The sequence below is a fragment of the Pseudomonas sp. LBUM1664 genome, from assembly GCF_059695895.1.
Window position 1 is genome coordinate 1148505 of the sequence record NZ_CP166791.1, and the last position, 17228, is coordinate 1165732.

Genomic DNA, 17228 nt, shown 5'->3' on the forward strand with positions numbered 1-17228 from the left:
GCTTGTCTTGCGGTTTGTAGAGGAGCACGGCGTGCTATCTCAATGAGCCGTGGACGAGCGCGCGCAACAAGAGCTTCGGCGAGAGGTACAAATTGGGTTGGCGATCCATGCACGTTTAGATTTCCTTGTGATTGATAGCCCAATGCTATCTGTCTGGCCTGTGTGCCGACAAGGAATAAGCTTCAGACCCACCTTCATTAGGAAATGATGTCGTCCATATTTGACCCGGCGTTGAAGCGTCGAGTGAGCAGAGGCTTTGTGGGTAGATCCGGAATCAGCGTTCACGCCAGGTAGAGCTGTAAACGTGGTCTATACCCTCTTTCGCCCGTTTGGGAACGACGTGAACCGAGGCGTGTGCCAGCTCTTGCCCAACGAGCGGACTCAAGGGAGGAGAGGTCCATCTGTCGGTCGAGCGTGCACCGATGTCTTGCCCGGGCGTGTGATAAAAAGGATCGAAGACCTTAATTGAACAATGAGTTTTTGATGACTTTCGCAAAGCGTGTCAGGGATAACACCGTCACTCGTCCAAACCAGAGAAGTTTTAGCCTGGATGAATGGAAGGCGGCTTTCGAGCGCGACGGGTCCGATCAGGAGTCCAGGGATTTGTATGAGGCCGGTGTCTGGTTTGCCCAGGCATTCGCAACCATCAGAGCGCAGTTGAGCTTCGCGGCTGACAAAAAAATCAGCAGGGAGGCGAAGCTGTTCGCTTTTGTCCGCCACGCAAACTTGAACGCAATCGGCTATCAGCTATCGATTAAAGACCTTGTCCACGGCTCAAGATTGGAGAGCCCCGCAGCGCAAAGCGCGAGCTATATCCTGCCGAAAGTCTATGACAGCGAGGGCACGGCGCATTCTTTGGATCAGATTGCGCAATCCGATATCGACGGGCTCCAGCTCCCCCTTCGAATGATACTCAGCCAGAAGCCGCCACGGGGCGAGCAACCGGCGTTATCGAGTGCGGCACCTTCGGGCAATATTGCATCGGACTATCTCATCGGCAGCTTCTACAAAATCGTCGAGAATCTGTGGGAAGAATGCCTCTGGAATAACTACGTCCTCACTGCGTCGAGCGAAGGGGCCAAACTTTCACCGAGCAATCCCAGAGACGCCAAGTGGAAATGGATCACCCTGAGCCGCCGCAGTGCAGTTCATCAGTCCAGCACGATCTATCGTCATTCACTGTTCGAGCAATCGTATCGTCAAGCCACCCACGCCAGCCTTGGCATACCCAGGCCCATCGTGGCGATTGAAACAACCGACGGCGCGATGCGATTTATTTTGGCAGCGGATGAACAGGTCAGTCAGCGCTCCAGTGAAATCTACGTGCTTATGCAGGAGGCACTGGGACCCTATTATGCGCAGCTCGCTAAGTTCCAAAGCCCGAGGCTGGGCGGAGGCACGATCATTGCGGTCATCAAATGCTGGGCCGTGCTCCAAAGCCTGGTAATCCTGCTGGAAAAGGGCGCCCATCTGCAGGACGTCAAGCAAGCCTCCGCGCAAGTTTTGGCTGAACTCACCGCGCCTAGGATCGAACGGCGGGCGTTGATCGAAGTTATCGCTGACTCCCTGGGTGTATCCGCTGACATCGGCAACAAGTTGCTGGATTTTTTGACCTACTCACCTTCATCTGCGCACAAGCATGAAGAAAATGAGCTGTGGACTCAGCCCATCATCGCGTTGAACGAGAAAGAGCTGTTGCTGTTGTACACCCCTTGCTCCCATGGGACGACGCAACGCAACGTGGATATCTGGCTACGCCAATTGGGGGCGAAACTTGATGTGCGTGGGCTGCCATTCGAGCAGTACCTGCGGGATGTGCTCGCTCATAACATCGGCCTGTCCCCGATACAGCGCGACATCGCCCTGATGCCTCATTCCTTGAAATTCAACTTACCCAGCGGAGCAGAGGAAGCGCGTCCGTACGAAGACATCGATATCGTCATACGTATCGGCAATACCGTGCTAATTGGCGAGGCAAAATGCTTCCTGCAGCCGGTTGATCCAGACGAGGTGTTCAAGCATCGAGAGAAGGTAATCGAGGCGCAAGGTCAACTTAAACGCAAGATGGCCTACGTCGAAAAATACAGACGACAGTTCCGCGAGGAGTGCGCCAGACGTAACTTCTGGCTGCCTGAGGATTTCAAAGTTCAGCCGGTCGTTTTGCTGAACGGGCAATCCCACTGCGGCATTCCCTACGAAGGCATGCCTATCGTGGATATCAACATACTGGCGACTTTCGTAAGAGGCGTGCTACGGCGCAATCTCGTCGTGACAAAAGCGAGCGGCGTGGAGTCTGCGGATGAGCACGTTTTATACCGCGACGTCCGAGGCGCGGAGGTTTATCTCGAAACGTATTTGATGAGCCCCCCACAACTCCAGCGTTATGCGGATGCATTGGGTGAACATCAGGCGTGCTACAGCGGGATAATCAATGGGCTGGAGCCGGTGTTTTATGATTATTTTGAGGTGGATCTGTCCAAAGTTCTGGGGTGATGCCGCCGGAAGGCGCCTCACTGGAAAGTCAAAACATCACACCCCTTGCGCGGCACCACGTCGCAATAGTGTTCATCCAGCGAGCACCACGCTCCCATTACGCGATATTAAGGAGAGCTATCATGCAAGAAAAAATCACCCCTCGTGACACGATGGATGTGGCAGGGGGTAACATCGCAGAGGGTACCAATATTTTCATTTCCCCAGCCTGTCATGGGGATCAGATGTTCAGACTCGCAAAAATAAGAGATCTTTAAAGTCAGGGTTAGACTTATTTGTGGCGTAAGCAGGCCGATTAACTTTCAATCTACGCGGCGTTTGAAAAGATACACCGGCTGCGGGTGTACCTTCGCGTATTCGATTTTCCTGCTGCGCAGCCGAGCGGGAGCAAGCTCCCTCGCCACAATGGCTCATACGAACCTTTAGGGAGCAAAGCTGCCTCACTCAAAAACCAAAACATCCCGACCCTTGGCCTCAACCATCTCGGCAAACACCGGCAACCGCGCCACAAACTCCATCTCAAACGCCAGATACCGATCCTGCGCCGGCAGATAACGAATCTCCGGCCTGACCCGCGCAATATCCTTGGAAGACAGCTTCACCACCTCATGACTGCCCTGATTCCAAAACCAGGCTAAGGTCTGCATGCCAAACGTATTAGTGCGGTAGTTCCACACCCACCAATCGCCATGCCCCCGGGCAACGTGAATCTGCCCGTGAAACGTGCGCAACGTGATGACCTGCTTGGGCTGCGTGACGAGTAGGCGCGTGTCCTGGCGCAACTCACTGCCAAAGCCGTCCAACACCGCCTTCGTCGTGGCGCCGGTCACGAAGTTGAAGCGCCACGCCAGTAGCACGGTCTCCTGGTAGCCCGCGTGCTCAAGGTTCTGCCGTGCGCCTTCGCTGAACAGCAGGACCTCGTCGCCACCCAGGTACGCGGTGGACGCCCGGAGTTTATAGGCGTCAGCGGGCATCGGCCGGGCGGCGATGGCCTGATACGCAGGATCTTGATTCCAGACCCAGCACCGCGGGCCGTTGTGCTGCATGAACAGCAAGCGGCGGGGGCCGATGGGCAGTATCGTCAGTTCATCCGGGTACTCGAAAATGACCTCGCTGGTGTGCGCAGTGATCCGCCAGATTCGCGTCAAATGCTCGGGCTGGTAAATACGCTGACGTTCGAACACCTCAGCATCGACCACCACGCAGGGCTCTTCAAACGCTGGCCATTGCATCTCGGCAGGTCCGAAACCCTGAATGTCATCGCCTTGGCGAATTTCGTATTGGTACCGGTCATCCGAGCTGTAATCGCCGTTTTTAACCCGACGTTTCCACAGGCTGCATTGGGCATTGGCATCGATGAGCTGCAGGTCAGCGCCGTCGACCCCATCGGTTCGGTGTTCGAGCATGTCCTGCTCGGCGGGCGGCCACGGGTTGTAATCAATCAGAAAGCACAGCCACTGCTCCTCGTCCTGCTCGGTAACGGCGGCCCAACCATTGCGGTAGTTGTATTCATGAACATAAGTGGGCCCGGGATAGTCATGAACTTCCTGCAGCCAGTTCAACTTGCTGCGTTTGGGCTTGCTTGGTTTGCGTCCAGTGGCAACAGGCTTTTGCGGCTCGATCAACGTCGGCGTGAGCCTTGGCTCTGCGCGTTGGTCTTGCCAGTGCTGTGCAAAAACCTGGCGCTGATCGGCTGGGAAAATGACCGGTCGATAATCATCGCCACCGGCGTCCAGATTCCACAAGTCGTAGCCTTGGCGCGCCAGGACAGGCGCTAGCGTCTCGAAGCAAACCTCGGGCATTTCGTTGGCGAGTTCATCCAGCAGCGCCTCGAATTGTGCGCCGCAAAACACGCTGATGTCAGGATAGTAATGCTGTAACAGCGCAAGCAGCTCGCCGCCAGGCGTTTTCCAATCGATATGAACCAACGGATCAAAACGAGGTGCCATCAAGCCTGCCTTCCTTGTGATTTTGTCTCTGCGCCATCTTAGCCGCAGGCCAAACCAAAGGATAACCACCAAACCCGTGGCGAGGGAGCTTGCTCCCGCTGGGCTGGGCAGCAGAACACCGTGCACAGCCTCCGGCAGCCTGCCGAAGAGGAGACAGCGTCAGAGTCCCATAATCGTAACAGCCGAGATCAGAGGTTGGCGAGGCATGCCGCCTCTTTGAGACGGCTTGGCATCCCCGTGAGGTCTAAGGCAGCCGAAGTATTACTTTGACGGAATCATTGACCGCGGCGCTATCGACGTAACCGATGGCGTCAGGCTCAGCGGCAACTTTGGCCACAATGGCCGCGTCGCTGGCTTCGCCCGGAAGGGCTTGGCCCTTGCCACTGAATACCAGACCTGACCAGTAGGATCTAAGCTGGGCTTCGTTTTTGCTCGTGACGTCTGCGTAAAACTTTTCCTTGGTAGGGTCCCAGTTTTTCTGGTCGATGCCTTTGAGGGATTTGTCCTTACCCAGAAAAATGTTGGTCACGTCTGATTTAGAGGGCGTGGTGCCAGTCCCAGCATTCATGATAACGGCGACCTCGGCATGGGCCAGAACTCCGAAGCCCAATAGTGCGAACGCAGATACGTTACGGATTGAACGAATCATTTGATTCTCCTTGAATATAAAGTCAAGCCAACACTGATTATGTCGCCATCGAAAGTGGACCTGGTCGCGGTGTAGTCAGGGGTGAGCACGCCAGACTGGCAAGTTGTTACACCGAGAAACTTGATTTATTCATCGTTCTAATCCTCAGAATTAAGGGTTACACACGGAATTGGGCGGTCGCTTGGCGTAAATGATCTCCTGTGCGCACCAACTGCTCGCCGAGCCGGGTTGTAGCCTCCGCCCCGTTTGCCGTCGTTAGTGCGTCCTGCTGCAATACTTCCGTTTCATTTTGAATCGATTCCGACAAACCAATCTGCTCTTGGGTGTGTTGGGCGATCCCAGCGTTGAGCGCGTCGATCTGACTGATCGTCTGCGCGATGCCCTCAAGTAACTTAGTGGCTTCGATTGAGTGCTTGACGCTGTCTATGGATTTGTTTTCGTTTGCTGTCATTACGCTTAGAACCGTATTGGCACTGGTCTGTAAACGCTGGATGATGTGCTGGATCTCAGTGGTAGAAGTCGCCGTTTTCTGTGCCAAATTGCGTACTTCATCCGCCACTACGGCGAAGCCGCGTCCTTGCTCGCCAGCGCGAGCGGCCTCGATAGCGGCATTCAAGGCCAGCAGGTTGGTTTGTTCGGCAATACTGCGGATGACCGTCAATACCGACCCGACTTCCTGGGTCTCTTCTTCAAGTTGCTGCATCGCGCTAACGGCGCTCATCACGCTCTTGCCAAGGTCGCTGATGCCGGTCGAGAGGTTTCCGATATTGTCCCGAGCCGTTGCGGCCTGTCGGGAGGCGAGGCCGGCTTCGTCGGAGGCCTGACGCGAACGCTGTGCGACCTCATGGATGCTGTCGGTCATGGTGTGAATATCACGGCTTATGGAATCGGTGTGATGCTGTTGCGATCTGGCGTTTTCCTCGGCACCTTGGGTCAAGCGATACAGCTCCGCGGAGCAATCGCCGATTGGGCTGGCAGTTTCAATGATCTGGCGAATGGTTGCCTGCAGCTTGTCGAGTAAGCCGTTGAACAGGCGAATCATCGAGCCGATTTCGTCATTTGATTGGATGTCGACGCGGCGAGTCAGGTCGCCGTCGCCCTCGGCAATGCCCTTCAGCGACGTGATGACCCCCCGCACGTTAGCCATAATGTTGCGGGTGACAACCCAGGCGCAGAGGATGACGAGTACCAACAGCGCCAGGCTGAGAATAATCCCCAGGCGAGTGGTGGTTGCGTTGACATCACGTGTTTCGGCCAATGTATGCACGAAGTCGCCGTAAGCGGCGCTACGGAACTCGGAGGCAAGCTTCTGGGCTTGCATCAAATCAACGGCCATGCGGTCCAGACTTGGACGCAGATCATCGAATGAAGCGCTGGCGCTGACTAATTTGTTGGACGCGGATAAAGCATTGTCGGCGTAGCGCTCTACCGCGAGGCGCCATTCATCCAGTTGCTGGCGGCGACTAGGGACGATTACGAGTTTTTCCAGTTCCCGCTGTTGGGCCATGACGCCTTTCATCACCCCGTCAGCTTCGGTCAGCAGGTCTTTTTCACTGGCGGCGACCGCGCCGTTGAGCAGGCCAGGGACGCGCGAAAACTGAAAGATGGCTGCGTCGGCTTTTTCCAGCACCGGATAGTGAAGGGTTTCGATGGCATGCAGCCGCACGTCGGTCTTTGAGAGTTGGAACGATGTGTAGCCCACGAACAGAATAAGACCCAGTATTGCAACAAGCGGTGCGAGGAATAGTTTAATTGTCAGCGGCAAGTTTTTTAACATTATATGCCTCAGCGCTAAGCTAGGAGCGTGGCAAAACGAATAATGGCAATATGGCTTCTCTCGTCAGCGCAATAGTCCATTGGCGTTATCCATATATCGTCCCCAGTAACAAGAACTTGAGCAATGGTGAAGAAAGACGACGAAAGTGTCGTATCCCATAAACCTTTACCAGGTTGGAGGAAGTATTTCTGGTTCGGAACGGGGTAGCTAAAATTTACGCAGTTAAAACAGTTAAAGGGGACAGATTTATAGTTAAAGGGGACAGATTTATTTATGAATCAAGACAAATAAATCTGTCCCTCTTTCCTTTGGTACGGCTTGGCATCCCCGTGTGGTCTAAGGCAGCCGAAGTATTACTTTGACGGAATCATTGACCGCGGCGCTATCGACGTAACCGATGGCGTCAGCCTCAGCGGCAACTTTGGTCACAACGGCCGCATCGCTGGCTTCACTCGGAAGGGCCTGGCCCTTGCCAGAGAAGACCAAACCTGACCAGTAGGATCTCAGTTGGGCTTCGTTTTTGCTCGTGACGTCTGCGTAAAACTTTTCCTTGGTAGGGCTCCAGTTTTTCTGGTCAATGCCTTTGAGGGATTTGTCCTTACCCAGAAAAATGTTGGCTACGTCTGATTTAGAGGGCGTGGCGCTAGCCCCAGCATTCACGATAACGGCGACCTCAGCATGGGCCAGAACGCCGAAGCCCAATAGTGCGAGCGCAGATACGTTACGGATTGAACGAATCATGTGATTTCCTTCCTTAGAATATAAAGTCAAAGCCAACACTGATTACGTCGCCATCGAAAGTGGACCTGGCCGCGGTGTAGTCAGGGGTGAATACACCAGCTTGACCTTTAGTGGAGTCGACACGCTTGTATTCACCTTTAAGCGTTACGGAAGGGGTCAGACTGTAATTCAGGCCATAGGCCCAGGAAGATTGGCGTCCGGCGTCGGTTATGTCCAACTGCGCGTAGGTCACATGGGGGAGGAAATCGCCCACACGGTAGCCTGCCATTACAAAAAATGCTTCCGTGGCTGTGGTAGTGCCTGAGGCACGACGTTTGATGGCTTCAGCATTCGTCACCACCGTGCCGTTATCGTAACGGTGACCAATCGAGGTGAACTTGCCCTTGGCCGGCGAGCCACCGTCAACGCTCACACTAGCTTCCGAATACCCGTAGCGGAAGGTACCGAAGGAATCGGTATTCAACGCGATGTTGGCGGTAACCATTTCCGTCAAATCCAGGTCCAACTGGCCGTCCATCTGTCCGATATACACCTTTCGGTCGGTTGCCTGACCATACTGGGCTTGGAGATCCAGAGAACCGAGGGGAGTAGGAATCTTGTAGAGGACGTCCGCGCCTTCAAAGCTCGACACCGGGAACTGGCTGTACACCTCGTCCGGAAGGCGCAGCCATGGGTAGGAATAACCTACGTCCAGCGTTTCGGAGAACATGTAAGCACCTGGGCGCAGCCGACCAGCACGGACCGTTAGTTGATTATTTATCTCATAAGCCAGGTACGCCGATTCCAGCTTCAGCTTCCAGGTATCCTGTTCGGTTTTTGCGACGGTCTGGACGGTCGCGCTGAGTTTATCGGTCAAGCCGTAGGAAAATTGCCCGCCCAGACGCGAGAGTTGATCACCGCGCCAGGAGTCGGTTGTACGACCCTCAAAGCCATAACTTTTAGCGTCCCCTACACCGCCAATCCTACTCACGGCAGCTGTTCCAAACCCGTTGAAAAGATACTCCCCCTGATCTAAGGCCATGGCGTAATTGCTGGCCATGCAAATGGTTACGCCGAGAAGCTTGATTTTATTCATAGTGGTAATCTCCATTTTCATTGTTCTAATATCCAGAATTAAGCGTCACACACGGAATTGGGCGGTCGCTTGGCGTAAATGATCTCCTGTGCGCACCAACTGTTCGCCGAGCCGGGTTGTAGCCTCCGCCCCGTTTGCCGTCGTTAGTGCGTCCTGCTGCAACACTTCCGTTTCATTTTGAATCGATTCCGACAAACCAATCTGCTCTTGGGTGTGTTTGGCGATCCCCGCGTTGAGCGCGTCCATCTGACTGATCGTCTGCGCGATGGCTTCAAGTAACTTAGTGGCTTCGATGGAGTGCTTGACGCTGTCTCTGGATTTGTCTTCGTTTGCTGTCATTACGCTTAGAACCGTATTGGCACTGGTCTGTAAACGCTGGATGATGTGCTGGATCTCAGTGGTGGAAGCCGCTGTTTTCTGCGCCAAATTGCGTACTTCATCCGCCACTACGGCGAAGCCGCGTCCTTGCTCGCCAGCACGAGCGGCCTCGATAGCGGCATTCAAGGCCAGCAGGTTGGTTTGTTCGGCAATACTGCGGATGACCGTCAATACCGAACCGACTTCCTGGGTCTCTTCTTCAAGTTGCTGCATCGCGCTAACGGCGCTCATCACGCTCTTGCCAAGATCGCTGATGCCGGTCGAGAGGTCTCCGATATTGTCCCGAGCCGTTGCGGCCTGTCGGGAGGCGAGGCCGGCTTCGTCGGAGGCCTGACGCGAACGCTGTGCGACCTCATGGATGCTGTCGGTCATGGTGTGAATATCACGGCTTATGGAATCGGTGTGATGCTGTTGCGATCTGGCGTTTTCCTCGGCACCTTGGGTCAAGCGATACAGCTCCGCGGAGCAATCGCCGATTGGGCTGGCAGTTTCAATGATCTGGCGAATGGTTGCCTGCAGCTTGTCGAGTAAGCCGTTGAACAGGCGAATCATCGAGCCGATTTCGTCATTTGATTGGATGTCGACGCGGCGAGTCAGGTCGCCGTCGCCCTCGGCAATGCCCTTCAGCGACGTGATGACCCCCCGCACGTTAGCCATAATGTTGCGGGTGACAACCCAGGCGCAGAGGATGACGAGTACCAACAACGCCAGGCTGAGAATAATCCCCAGGCGAGTTGTGGTTGTGTTGACATCACGTGTTTCGGCCAATGTATGCACGAAGTCGCCGTAAGCGGCGCTACGGAACTCGGAGGCAAGCTTCTGGGCTTGCATCAAATCAACGGCCATGCGGTCCAGACTTGGACGCAGATCATCGAATGAAGCGCTGGCGCTGACTAATTTGCCGGACGCGGATAACGCATTGTCGGCGTAGCGCTCTACCGCGAGGCGCCATTCATCCAGTTGCTGGCGGCGACTAGGGACCTCTACGAGTTTTTCCAGTTCCCGCTGTTGGGCCATGACGCCTTTCATCACCCCGTCAGCTTCGGTCAGCAGGTCTTTTTCACTGGCGGCGACCGCGCCGTTGAGCAGGGCAGGGACGCGCGAAAACTGAAAGATGGCCGCGTCGGCCTTTTCCAGTACCGGATAGCGGAGGGTTTCGATGGCATGCAGCCGCAAGTCGGTCGTTGAGAGCTGGAACGATGTGTAGCCCACGAACAGGATAAGGCCCAGTATTGCAACAACCGGAGCGAGGAATAGTTTAAATGTCAGCGGCAGATTTTTTAACATTATAAGCCTCAAAACTAAGCTAGGGGAGTTGCAGAACGAATAATGGCAATATAACTGCGCTGACGAACCTAACTAGTCCATCGACGTTAGCCCATGTATCGTCTCCAGTAGCATAAACTTGAGTAAAAAGGCGACGGATGGTTTGTACCCTGTGAGCCTTTGTTAGATTAGACGAGGTATTGCTGGTTGCAAATGGGGTAGCTAAGTCCTGACGCTGTTAAGGATGAGGTAAGTCCAGATGGGACATGGCGGACTATAATGGGCATTGTAGACGACTGCTGAAAACTCGTTGCCGTCCTGGTAAAATGAAGGAAAGATATTTTGGAATTAAATTTCCAGATGAGAATGCTTGTGTGTTTTCGTGGCCTGCGCATTAAAAAATGACGAATCATCGCTTGCTAATTCGTCTATCTGATCTACTATCATTTGATTTCATTGGGGAAATTAACAAATCCAGTTTGCCCAAGCGTAGCTAAATGGAGCGATGATGAGAATATCCTTGCTGTGGCCGGGTTAATACTCGCGACTCAACGTTAAGTGTGTCTCAGGGTGTTCTTAATAACGTACGCCCTCTAACTCGGCGAAAGACACTCTATTGTCTATTGATGTCACGGCGGTGTTTCCATGGGGCTCTTTTAGAACTCGAGGCTCTCAAAAAATTAAATGGCTGGATCTTGAGTTTATTGGATCCAAGTCAGTAGCAGTTGATGAGCGTTAGCGACTCGCCTTGGTCGCGTCAAAATGATATGAACAACGTTAGTAGGATCAGTGTTTGTGAGGGTGTTGGCTACTTGGTAATTATCACCGCCGGCGGTTGTTGAAAATAACCAACCATGCCCGTGGCAGCCGTCCCCAATCAGTGCTCCGAAAACTCGGATAAATAGCACACAGGCGAACTCGCCTCGGCCCGCTTCTCCACCTCATCCTCCAGCCATTCAGCCAACACCACGGCATTGTTCTCGACGGTGGACTTGGCGGCATAAACCAGCGTGAGATGCCCACCCCGCGCCACATCCACCAGCCGCCACCAATATTGCGGCCGTGCGCCCAACTCCTTGCGATAGGCCACTTTGAACTGCGCAAAAGAAACAGCCCCCGCCTTGAACGCCTTGCGCAGCGCATGAGAAGGCGCAACCTCCGGCAGCCACTCAGCAATGGGGAGTTCGTCTTTGCGACAATTGCGCGGCCATAGACGGTCCACCAAAACCCGCACGCCATCCTCAGTGCTCGCCGCTTCATAGGCTCGTTTGCATTGGATCATGGGTGCATGCCTGTGGAAGAGGGACAGCCTCAGCATAGGCCTACGCCTGCGGGGCGACCAGATCCTACGTCCAAAGCGGTCAACCGACATCGCCTTGCGCCTTTGCCTACAACTACGCCAGAATCCGCCGGCTTGTGCGCCCTGGACTGCGTCGGTAGTTTGAGTCCTGTCACTGCTCATCGGTGATCGGGTTTAGCAGCTCGTGGTGAAACAGGTTGTGCAAGGCGTCATCCAGTCAGGATTCTCCATCCTGCACTTGATGGTGGCTGTGCGCAGGGCGTCCTCGGACGCGCCGGCTTCTTGTTTCCCCGGTCTGCTAACCTGCGTACAGCTGCCTCCCTTCGTTTAGCAGCGAGTGGGGGATGGCTCCAATTACAGGAAGCAAGACGATGGTAAAAGTTACTCCGAATCCTCCTGCTACAGATGAACCAGTATCCCGCGTCCAATCGGCCAGGGCCAAGAAGCTCGACGACGCTGCCACCCGCGCTTTGGATTTCTACCTGAAGCCCACTCCCGAGAAAGAAGCGTCTGACAATCCCAACACCATTTTTCGTATTGATCCTGATGTTGATTCTGAGTGTCTGCTTGCTAATCTCAGTGAGAGTTTGGCTTCGGCTAATGCCATGATCAGTGATTTGGCGTTCGACCTTGATGGGTCGCGACGGCATGTTGCGTTGGGGATTCAGCAGGTGATTGAGTTGAGTGAATTGTTGGCGAATCGGGCTTTGGATATTGTTGAGGTGAGGTAACCTTCCGACGTCGTCGCTTGAGGCGATGCTGCACACTTAAATTTTGGTCCGCTCTGTCAATTATGCTCGCCGTGCTTGGGTCCTGAATTCCACAGGGCTCAGGCCACGTAGCTTCATATTGTAGTAACGCCTGCGAAGTAACATCCGAGGTCCATTGACCCAATAGGTGCAATCGTGTTGATACGCCATGCGCTTCCTTCTGATGCATCTGAGATTCAAGCCCTTTACGGACAGTTGATTATCGACTCCGCAATCCGAGTTACTGCTGAAGGTATAGAAGCGCTGAGGGACGATCGCCAAGCATTATTGCTCTGCGAGGTTGATCAAGTGGTGGCGGGTACGGTTATGGTGCATCTATGCGCAGACGTGATGTATGGAATGCAAACTTTTGCCGTTGTGGAGAACTTGGTAGTTGATGCTCCATACCGTAGGCGAGGTGTAGGTGCGGCGATGCTCGCAGCCATTGATCAGTTCTGCCTGGCGGCAGACTGTTCCAAGATAATGCTCTTGAGTTCAGTACATCGTACTGATGCCCACCGCACATTTCTCCGAGCTGGGTATGCAGGCGATACCAAACGCGGGTTTGTGCGTTATCGGCGCGAAATGAGGTAATCAAGACTTTTAAGTTAAAGACATACCCTGCTGCGAGTTGGTTATTCATTTGGGAATCTAGATAAGACATTAAACATGATCGATGAGAAAGTGAGTAGCCTATGAAACGATATTATATTGTTACGCACGGAGAGGCACAGCATCATGTTGATCACGTTGTAGGAGGTTGGTTTGATTCGAAACTGACACCTAAAGGAATTAAGCAAGCCCATGACTTAGCGAGATTTTTTTCATCAAAAGGCATCTCAGAATGCGCCGCAATATACTCCTCTGATCTGTTGCGTTCTAGGGAGACAGCAGAAATACTTGCAGATGCAATGCGTCTTAAGGTTAGCGTTGACGAAAGGTTGCGAGAGATGTCTTTCGGCAAGCATGAAGGTATGGACCAAACTCTGCACAATAGAATTATGAAGCCATCAGCTGAAGAACCCGGCGATCGAATGGATCATGCTATATGCCAAGGGGCTGAAACTCGACGGCATTTCGCATGCCGCCTTTCCGACTTCATCTTAAGCTTGAAAAAAGATGTTGAGTGTAACGTGATCGTAACGCATGGTTTTGCCGCCAGCTTTCTGATTAGCGCTTTGCAGCGAGTTCCTGTCGATAGTATGTCATTTGTTTCGTTTAAAATGTCGCCAGGCGGTGTGTCCGAGTTAATAGAAGACGATTTGTTCAAAAATGTCACGCTGACGCAGCTTAACTTAAAGGTGTAGTTTGTATATGGGGTTAATGTCCGGTTTCGTGATTTCCCCCAGATTTCTCTAATGCCGGTGCGACGGACTGTTTTGTAGTTAGAGATGGTAAAAATATATCTGTTGAGTGATGTAGGTAGTAGGTGTTTTCGCAAACGCGCCTGGATTGCCGTTGACGCTGAGAAAGGGGGTTTATCTGCTATTTTCACTGCACAAGTTAACTTGTTCATTGAATGTCTTTCAGATAACCCCTAAGCGCAATGAGCGGAGCCTCAAGCTGCTCCATCGTCCGCTCCGCGCTGAAATCCGCCGCCAAACGATCCAGCTCCCGCCCCAAAACCGTATCAACACCCCCAACCGCCTCCAGCGCCAAGTCCAGGCACCGCCCCACCTTGACCTGAATCCCTGCAACATCCGCCTTACGCACCAACAACCCAAAAACCTCCCGCTCATAATCCGCCATCAACGGATCATCCCGCAGAATCGGGCTGTGATCTTCCGCCTCATAAGCCAGTTTGAGGCAGTAAAGGGCGACGGTTTCCAGCAGCAATTCCATGGGGTGAAATCCTTCGTGACTCGGTGAGGGGGCGTGGTGACACAAGATCAGTTGGTTGGTCCTTTGAAGGTTGCAACGCGGAGCGTCGCGGGATGCATTCCCACGCGGAGCTTGGAAACGATCAGCGAAATCACGGCAAACCACTTTCCTACAGACGAAAAAAAAGACCTTGAATTTCAAGGTCTTTTTTAATGTTGGTGCCCCGAGGGAGACTCGAACTCCCACTCCTTTCGAAAACGGATTTTGAATCCGCCGCGTCTACCAATTCCGCCATCAGGGCTCAATGGCGGCGAAGTATAGAGAGGTGACTACCGTTGGTCAATCACGTTTCATGGTCAATTTTTGATATTTCCGCTAGACTTTCCGGCCCTGCTAGACGAACCCCATCATGCGTGTTGCTGACTTTACCTTCGAACTCCCTGATTCGCTGATCGCTCGCCACCCTCTGGCGGAGCGTCGCGCCAGTCGACTGTTGACCCTGGACGGGGTCAGCGGTGCCATGGCTCACCGTCAATTCACTGATTTGCTTGAGCATTTGCGCCCGGGCGATTTGATGGTGTTCAACAATACCCGGGTCATTCCGGCGCGTTTGTTTGGCCAGAAGGCCTCCGGCGGCAAGCTGGAGATTCTGGTGGAGCGGGTGCTGGACAGTCATCGTGTGCTGGCCCATGTGCGCTCCAGCAAGTCGCCCAAGCCCGGTTCGTCGATTCTGATCGATGGCGGGGGTGAGGCGCGGATGGTGGCGCGGCATGATGCGTTGTTCGAACTGGCGTTTGCTGAAGAGGTGTTGCCGCTGCTCGACCGTGTTGGGCACATGCCGTTGCCTCCTTATATAGACCGCCCGGACGAAGGCTCGGACCGCGAGCGTTATCAGACCGTGTACGCCGAGCGCCTGGGGGCGGTGGCGGCGCCGACGGCGGGGCTGCATTTTGATCAGCCGTTGTTGGAGGCGATTGCCGCCAAGGGCGTGGAAACCGCGTTCGTGACGTTGCACGTCGGCGCCGGCACGTTTCAGCCGGTGCGGGTGGAGCGCATCGAAGACCACCACATGCACAACGAATGGCTGGAAGTGAGCCAGGAAGTGGTCGACGCGGTGGCGGCTTGTCGCGCGCGCGGTGGTCGGGTGGTGGCGGTGGGGACCACCAGCGTGCGTTCCCTGGAAAGTGCCGCGCGTGACGGCGTGCTCAAGCCGTTCAGTGGCGACACCGACATTTTTATCTACCCGGGTCGGCCGTTTCATGTGGTCGATGCCCTGGTCACCAATTTTCATTTGCCCGAATCCACGCTGTTGATGCTGGTTTCGGCGTTCGCCGGTTATCCCGAAGCCATGGCCGCCTATCAGGCCGCCGTCGAGCATGGATACCGCTTTTTCAGCTACGGTGATGCGATGTTCATCACCCGTAACCCCGCGCCCCGCGGACCCGAGGAAACAGTATGAGTCGCACCTGTCGCATGTCCTTCGAGTTGCTCGCCACCGATGGCAAGGCTCGTCGCGGTCGTCTGACCTTCCCCCGCGGTACCGTGGAAACCCCCGCGTTCATGCCGGTGGGCACCTACGGCACGGTCAAGGGCATGCTGCCACGGGACATCGTCGCCACGGGCGCGGAGATCATCCTGGGCAACACCTTCCACCTGTGGCTGCGCCCGGGCACCGAGGTGATCAAGGCCCACGGTGACTTGCACGATTTCATGCAGTGGAAAGGCCCGATTCTGACCGACTCCGGCGGTTTCCAGGTGTTCAGCCTGGGCGCCATGCGCAAGATCAAGGAGGAGGGCGTGACCTTCGCCTCGCCGGTCGATGGCGCCAAGGTGTTCATGGGGCCGGAAGAGTCGATGCAGGTCCAGCGCGACCTGGGCTCGGACATCGTGATGATCTTCGACGAATGCACCCCGTACCCGGCCGATGAAGACGTGGCGCGGGTGTCCATGGAGCTGTCGTTGCGCTGGGCCCAGCGCTCCAAGAACGCCCATGGCGAGAACACGGCGGCGCTGTTCGGGATCGTCCAGGGCGGCATGCACCAGGACCTGCGCATGCGCTCGCTCGAAGGCCTCGACACGATCGGTTTCGACGGCCTGGCCATCGGCGGTCTGTCGGTGGGCGAGCCCAAGCACGAAATGATTAAGGTGCTCGATTACCTGCCGGGGCAGATGCCTGCTGACAAACCTCGTTACCTTATGGGCGTTGGCAAACCGGAAGATCTGGTTGAGGGTGTGCGCCGCGGGGTGGACATGTTCGATTGCGTGATGCCAACCCGTAATGCCCGCAATGGGCATCTGTTCATCGACACGGGCGTGCTGAAGATCCGTAACGCGTTCCATCGCCATGATGAATCGCCGCTGGATCCGACCTGCGATTGCTACACGTGCCAGAACTTCTCCCGTGCTTATCTGCATCATTTGGACAAGTGCGGCGAAATGCTGGGTAGCATGTTGAATACCATCCACAATTTGCGCCATTACCAGGTGCTTATGGCTGGTTTGCGCGAGGCTATTCAACAAGGTACATTGGCCGCCTTCGTCGAGGCCTTCTATGCCAAGCGCGGGTTGCCTGTACCGCCCTTGGACTGACTTTTCCGATCCTAAGATTCAATACTTGCAACTGGAGTGCTAAATGAGCTTTTTTATCTCTAATGCCATGGCTGACGCGGCTGCACCGGCTGCCGGCCCTATGGGCGGCGGTTTCGAGTGGATTTTCCTGGTCGGCTTCCTGGTGATCTTCTACCTGATGATCTGGCGTCCACAGGCCAAGCGCGCCAAAGAGCAGAAAAACCTGCTCGGCAGCTTGCAGAAGGGCGACGAAGTGGTCACCACCGGCGGTATCGCTGGCAAGATCACCAAAGTGGCCGATGACTTCGTGGTACTGGAAGTGTCCGACACTGTTGAAATGAAGTTCCAGAAGGGCGCTATCGCGGCCACGCTGCCAAAAGGCACGCTGAAAGCGATCTAAAGTTTCAACTTCTATTCAATCGACGGGGCGCGCAAGGCGCCCCGCGTCATAAGCGGGCGGCG

At 54.7% G+C, this 17228-nt stretch carries 16 protein-coding genes and 1 tRNA gene; 8 read left to right on the plus strand and 9 right to left on the minus strand.

The genetic code is table 11. The annotated features are described in order from the left end of the window. Nucleotides 1-483 precede the first annotated feature (483 nt). Entirely contained in the window at nt 484-2493 is a 2010-nt protein-coding gene (locus ACA047_RS05415) for a hypothetical protein (protein WP_497357349.1), read from the plus strand. A 122-nt stretch (nt 2494-2615) separates the two neighbouring features. Then, a complete protein-coding gene (locus tag ACA047_RS05420) occupies nt 2616-2750 on the plus strand; it encodes a hypothetical protein (RefSeq protein ID WP_497357351.1) in 135 nt (44 codons plus the stop codon). A 183-nt stretch (nt 2751-2933) separates the two neighbouring features. On the opposite strand, the gene ACA047_RS05425 is transcribed toward ACA047_RS05420, so the two are convergent. The 7 genes from ACA047_RS05425 to ACA047_RS05455 all read right to left on the minus strand — a co-directional run bounded on the left by ACA047_RS05425 (nt 2934) and on the right by ACA047_RS05455 (nt 11610). Further along, nucleotides 2934-4442, minus strand: a complete 1509-nt coding sequence (locus tag ACA047_RS05425; RefSeq protein ID WP_497357353.1) for a hypothetical protein — start codon at nt 4440-4442, stop codon at nt 2934-2936. Between the two features lie 244 nt (nt 4443-4686). Beyond that, a complete protein-coding gene (locus ACA047_RS05430; RefSeq protein ID WP_497357355.1) occupies nt 4687-5091 on the minus strand; it encodes a phosphate ABC transporter substrate-binding protein in 405 nt (134 codons plus the stop codon). Between the two features lie 157 nt (nt 5092-5248). Next, nucleotides 5249-6868 carry a methyl-accepting chemotaxis protein gene (locus tag ACA047_RS05435; RefSeq protein WP_497357357.1) on the minus strand — a complete coding sequence of 540 codons (1620 nt, stop codon included), beginning with the start codon at nt 6866-6868 and terminating at the stop codon, nt 5249-5251. Between the two features lie 336 nt (nt 6869-7204). After that, nucleotides 7205-7609 (minus strand): phosphate ABC transporter substrate-binding protein, encoded by a 405-nt coding sequence (locus tag ACA047_RS05440; protein ID WP_497357359.1) that lies wholly within the window; start codon nt 7607-7609, stop codon nt 7205-7207. Between the two features lie 13 nt (nt 7610-7622). Next, nucleotides 7623-8684, minus strand: a complete 1062-nt coding sequence (locus ACA047_RS05445) for a porin (RefSeq protein ID WP_497357361.1) — start codon at nt 8682-8684, stop codon at nt 7623-7625. A gap of 45 nt (nt 8685-8729) precedes the next feature. Then, nucleotides 8730-10349: a methyl-accepting chemotaxis protein gene (locus ACA047_RS05450; protein WP_497357363.1), complete on the minus strand. Its 1620-nt coding sequence runs from the start codon at nt 10347-10349 to the stop codon at nt 8730-8732. Nucleotides 10350-11205: 856 nt separating this feature from the next. After that, complete coding sequence (locus ACA047_RS05455; RefSeq protein ID WP_497357365.1) at nt 11206-11610, minus strand: DUF488 domain-containing protein; 405 nt, start codon at nt 11608-11610, stop codon at nt 11206-11208. Nucleotides 11611-11999: 389 nt separating this feature from the next. Here ACA047_RS05455 and ACA047_RS05460 point away from each other — a divergent pair, with 389 nt between their 5' ends. The 3 genes from ACA047_RS05460 to ACA047_RS05470 all read left to right on the plus strand — a co-directional run bounded on the left by ACA047_RS05460 (nt 12000) and on the right by ACA047_RS05470 (nt 13684). Beyond that, entirely contained in the window at nt 12000-12359 is a 360-nt protein-coding gene (locus ACA047_RS05460; protein ID WP_497357367.1) for a DUF6124 family protein, read from the plus strand. Between the two features lie 330 nt (nt 12360-12689). Next, complete coding sequence (locus tag ACA047_RS05465; RefSeq protein WP_497360232.1) at nt 12690-12971, plus strand: GNAT family N-acetyltransferase; 282 nt, start codon at nt 12690-12692, stop codon at nt 12969-12971. A 101-nt stretch (nt 12972-13072) separates the two neighbouring features. Further along, nucleotides 13073-13684, plus strand: coding sequence for a histidine phosphatase family protein (locus ACA047_RS05470; protein WP_497357369.1), 612 nt, complete (start codon nt 13073-13075; stop codon nt 13682-13684). A gap of 205 nt (nt 13685-13889) precedes the next feature. On the opposite strand, the gene ACA047_RS05475 is transcribed toward ACA047_RS05470, so the two are convergent. Together ACA047_RS05475 and ACA047_RS05480 are read right to left on the minus strand one after the other, a co-directional pair. After that, complete coding sequence (locus tag ACA047_RS05475; RefSeq protein WP_497357371.1) at nt 13890-14219, minus strand: hypothetical protein; 330 nt, start codon at nt 14217-14219, stop codon at nt 13890-13892. A 195-nt stretch (nt 14220-14414) separates the two neighbouring features. Beyond that, nucleotides 14415-14499: transfer RNA gene (locus tag ACA047_RS05480), tRNA-Leu, on the minus strand. A 108-nt stretch (nt 14500-14607) separates the two neighbouring features. On the opposite strand from ACA047_RS05480, the gene queA reads away from it, so the two are divergent. Genes queA through yajC form a run of 3 tightly spaced genes read left to right on the plus strand, consistent with a single transcriptional unit; the run spans nt 14608 to nt 17166 of the window. Beyond that, nucleotides 14608-15657 (plus strand): tRNA preQ1(34) S-adenosylmethionine ribosyltransferase-isomerase QueA, encoded by a 1050-nt coding sequence (gene queA, locus ACA047_RS05485; RefSeq protein ID WP_497357373.1) that lies wholly within the window; start codon nt 14608-14610, stop codon nt 15655-15657. Between the two features lie 14 nt (nt 15658-15671). Continuing rightward, entirely contained in the window at nt 15672-16787 is a 1116-nt protein-coding gene (gene tgt, locus ACA047_RS05490) for a tRNA guanosine(34) transglycosylase Tgt (RefSeq protein WP_497360234.1), read from the plus strand. 43 nt (nt 16788-16830) lie between these two features. Beyond that, nucleotides 16831-17166, plus strand: a complete 336-nt coding sequence (yajC, locus tag ACA047_RS05495) for a preprotein translocase subunit YajC (protein ID WP_053214538.1) — start codon at nt 16831-16833, stop codon at nt 17164-17166. Nucleotides 17167-17228: the final 62 nt, after the last annotated feature.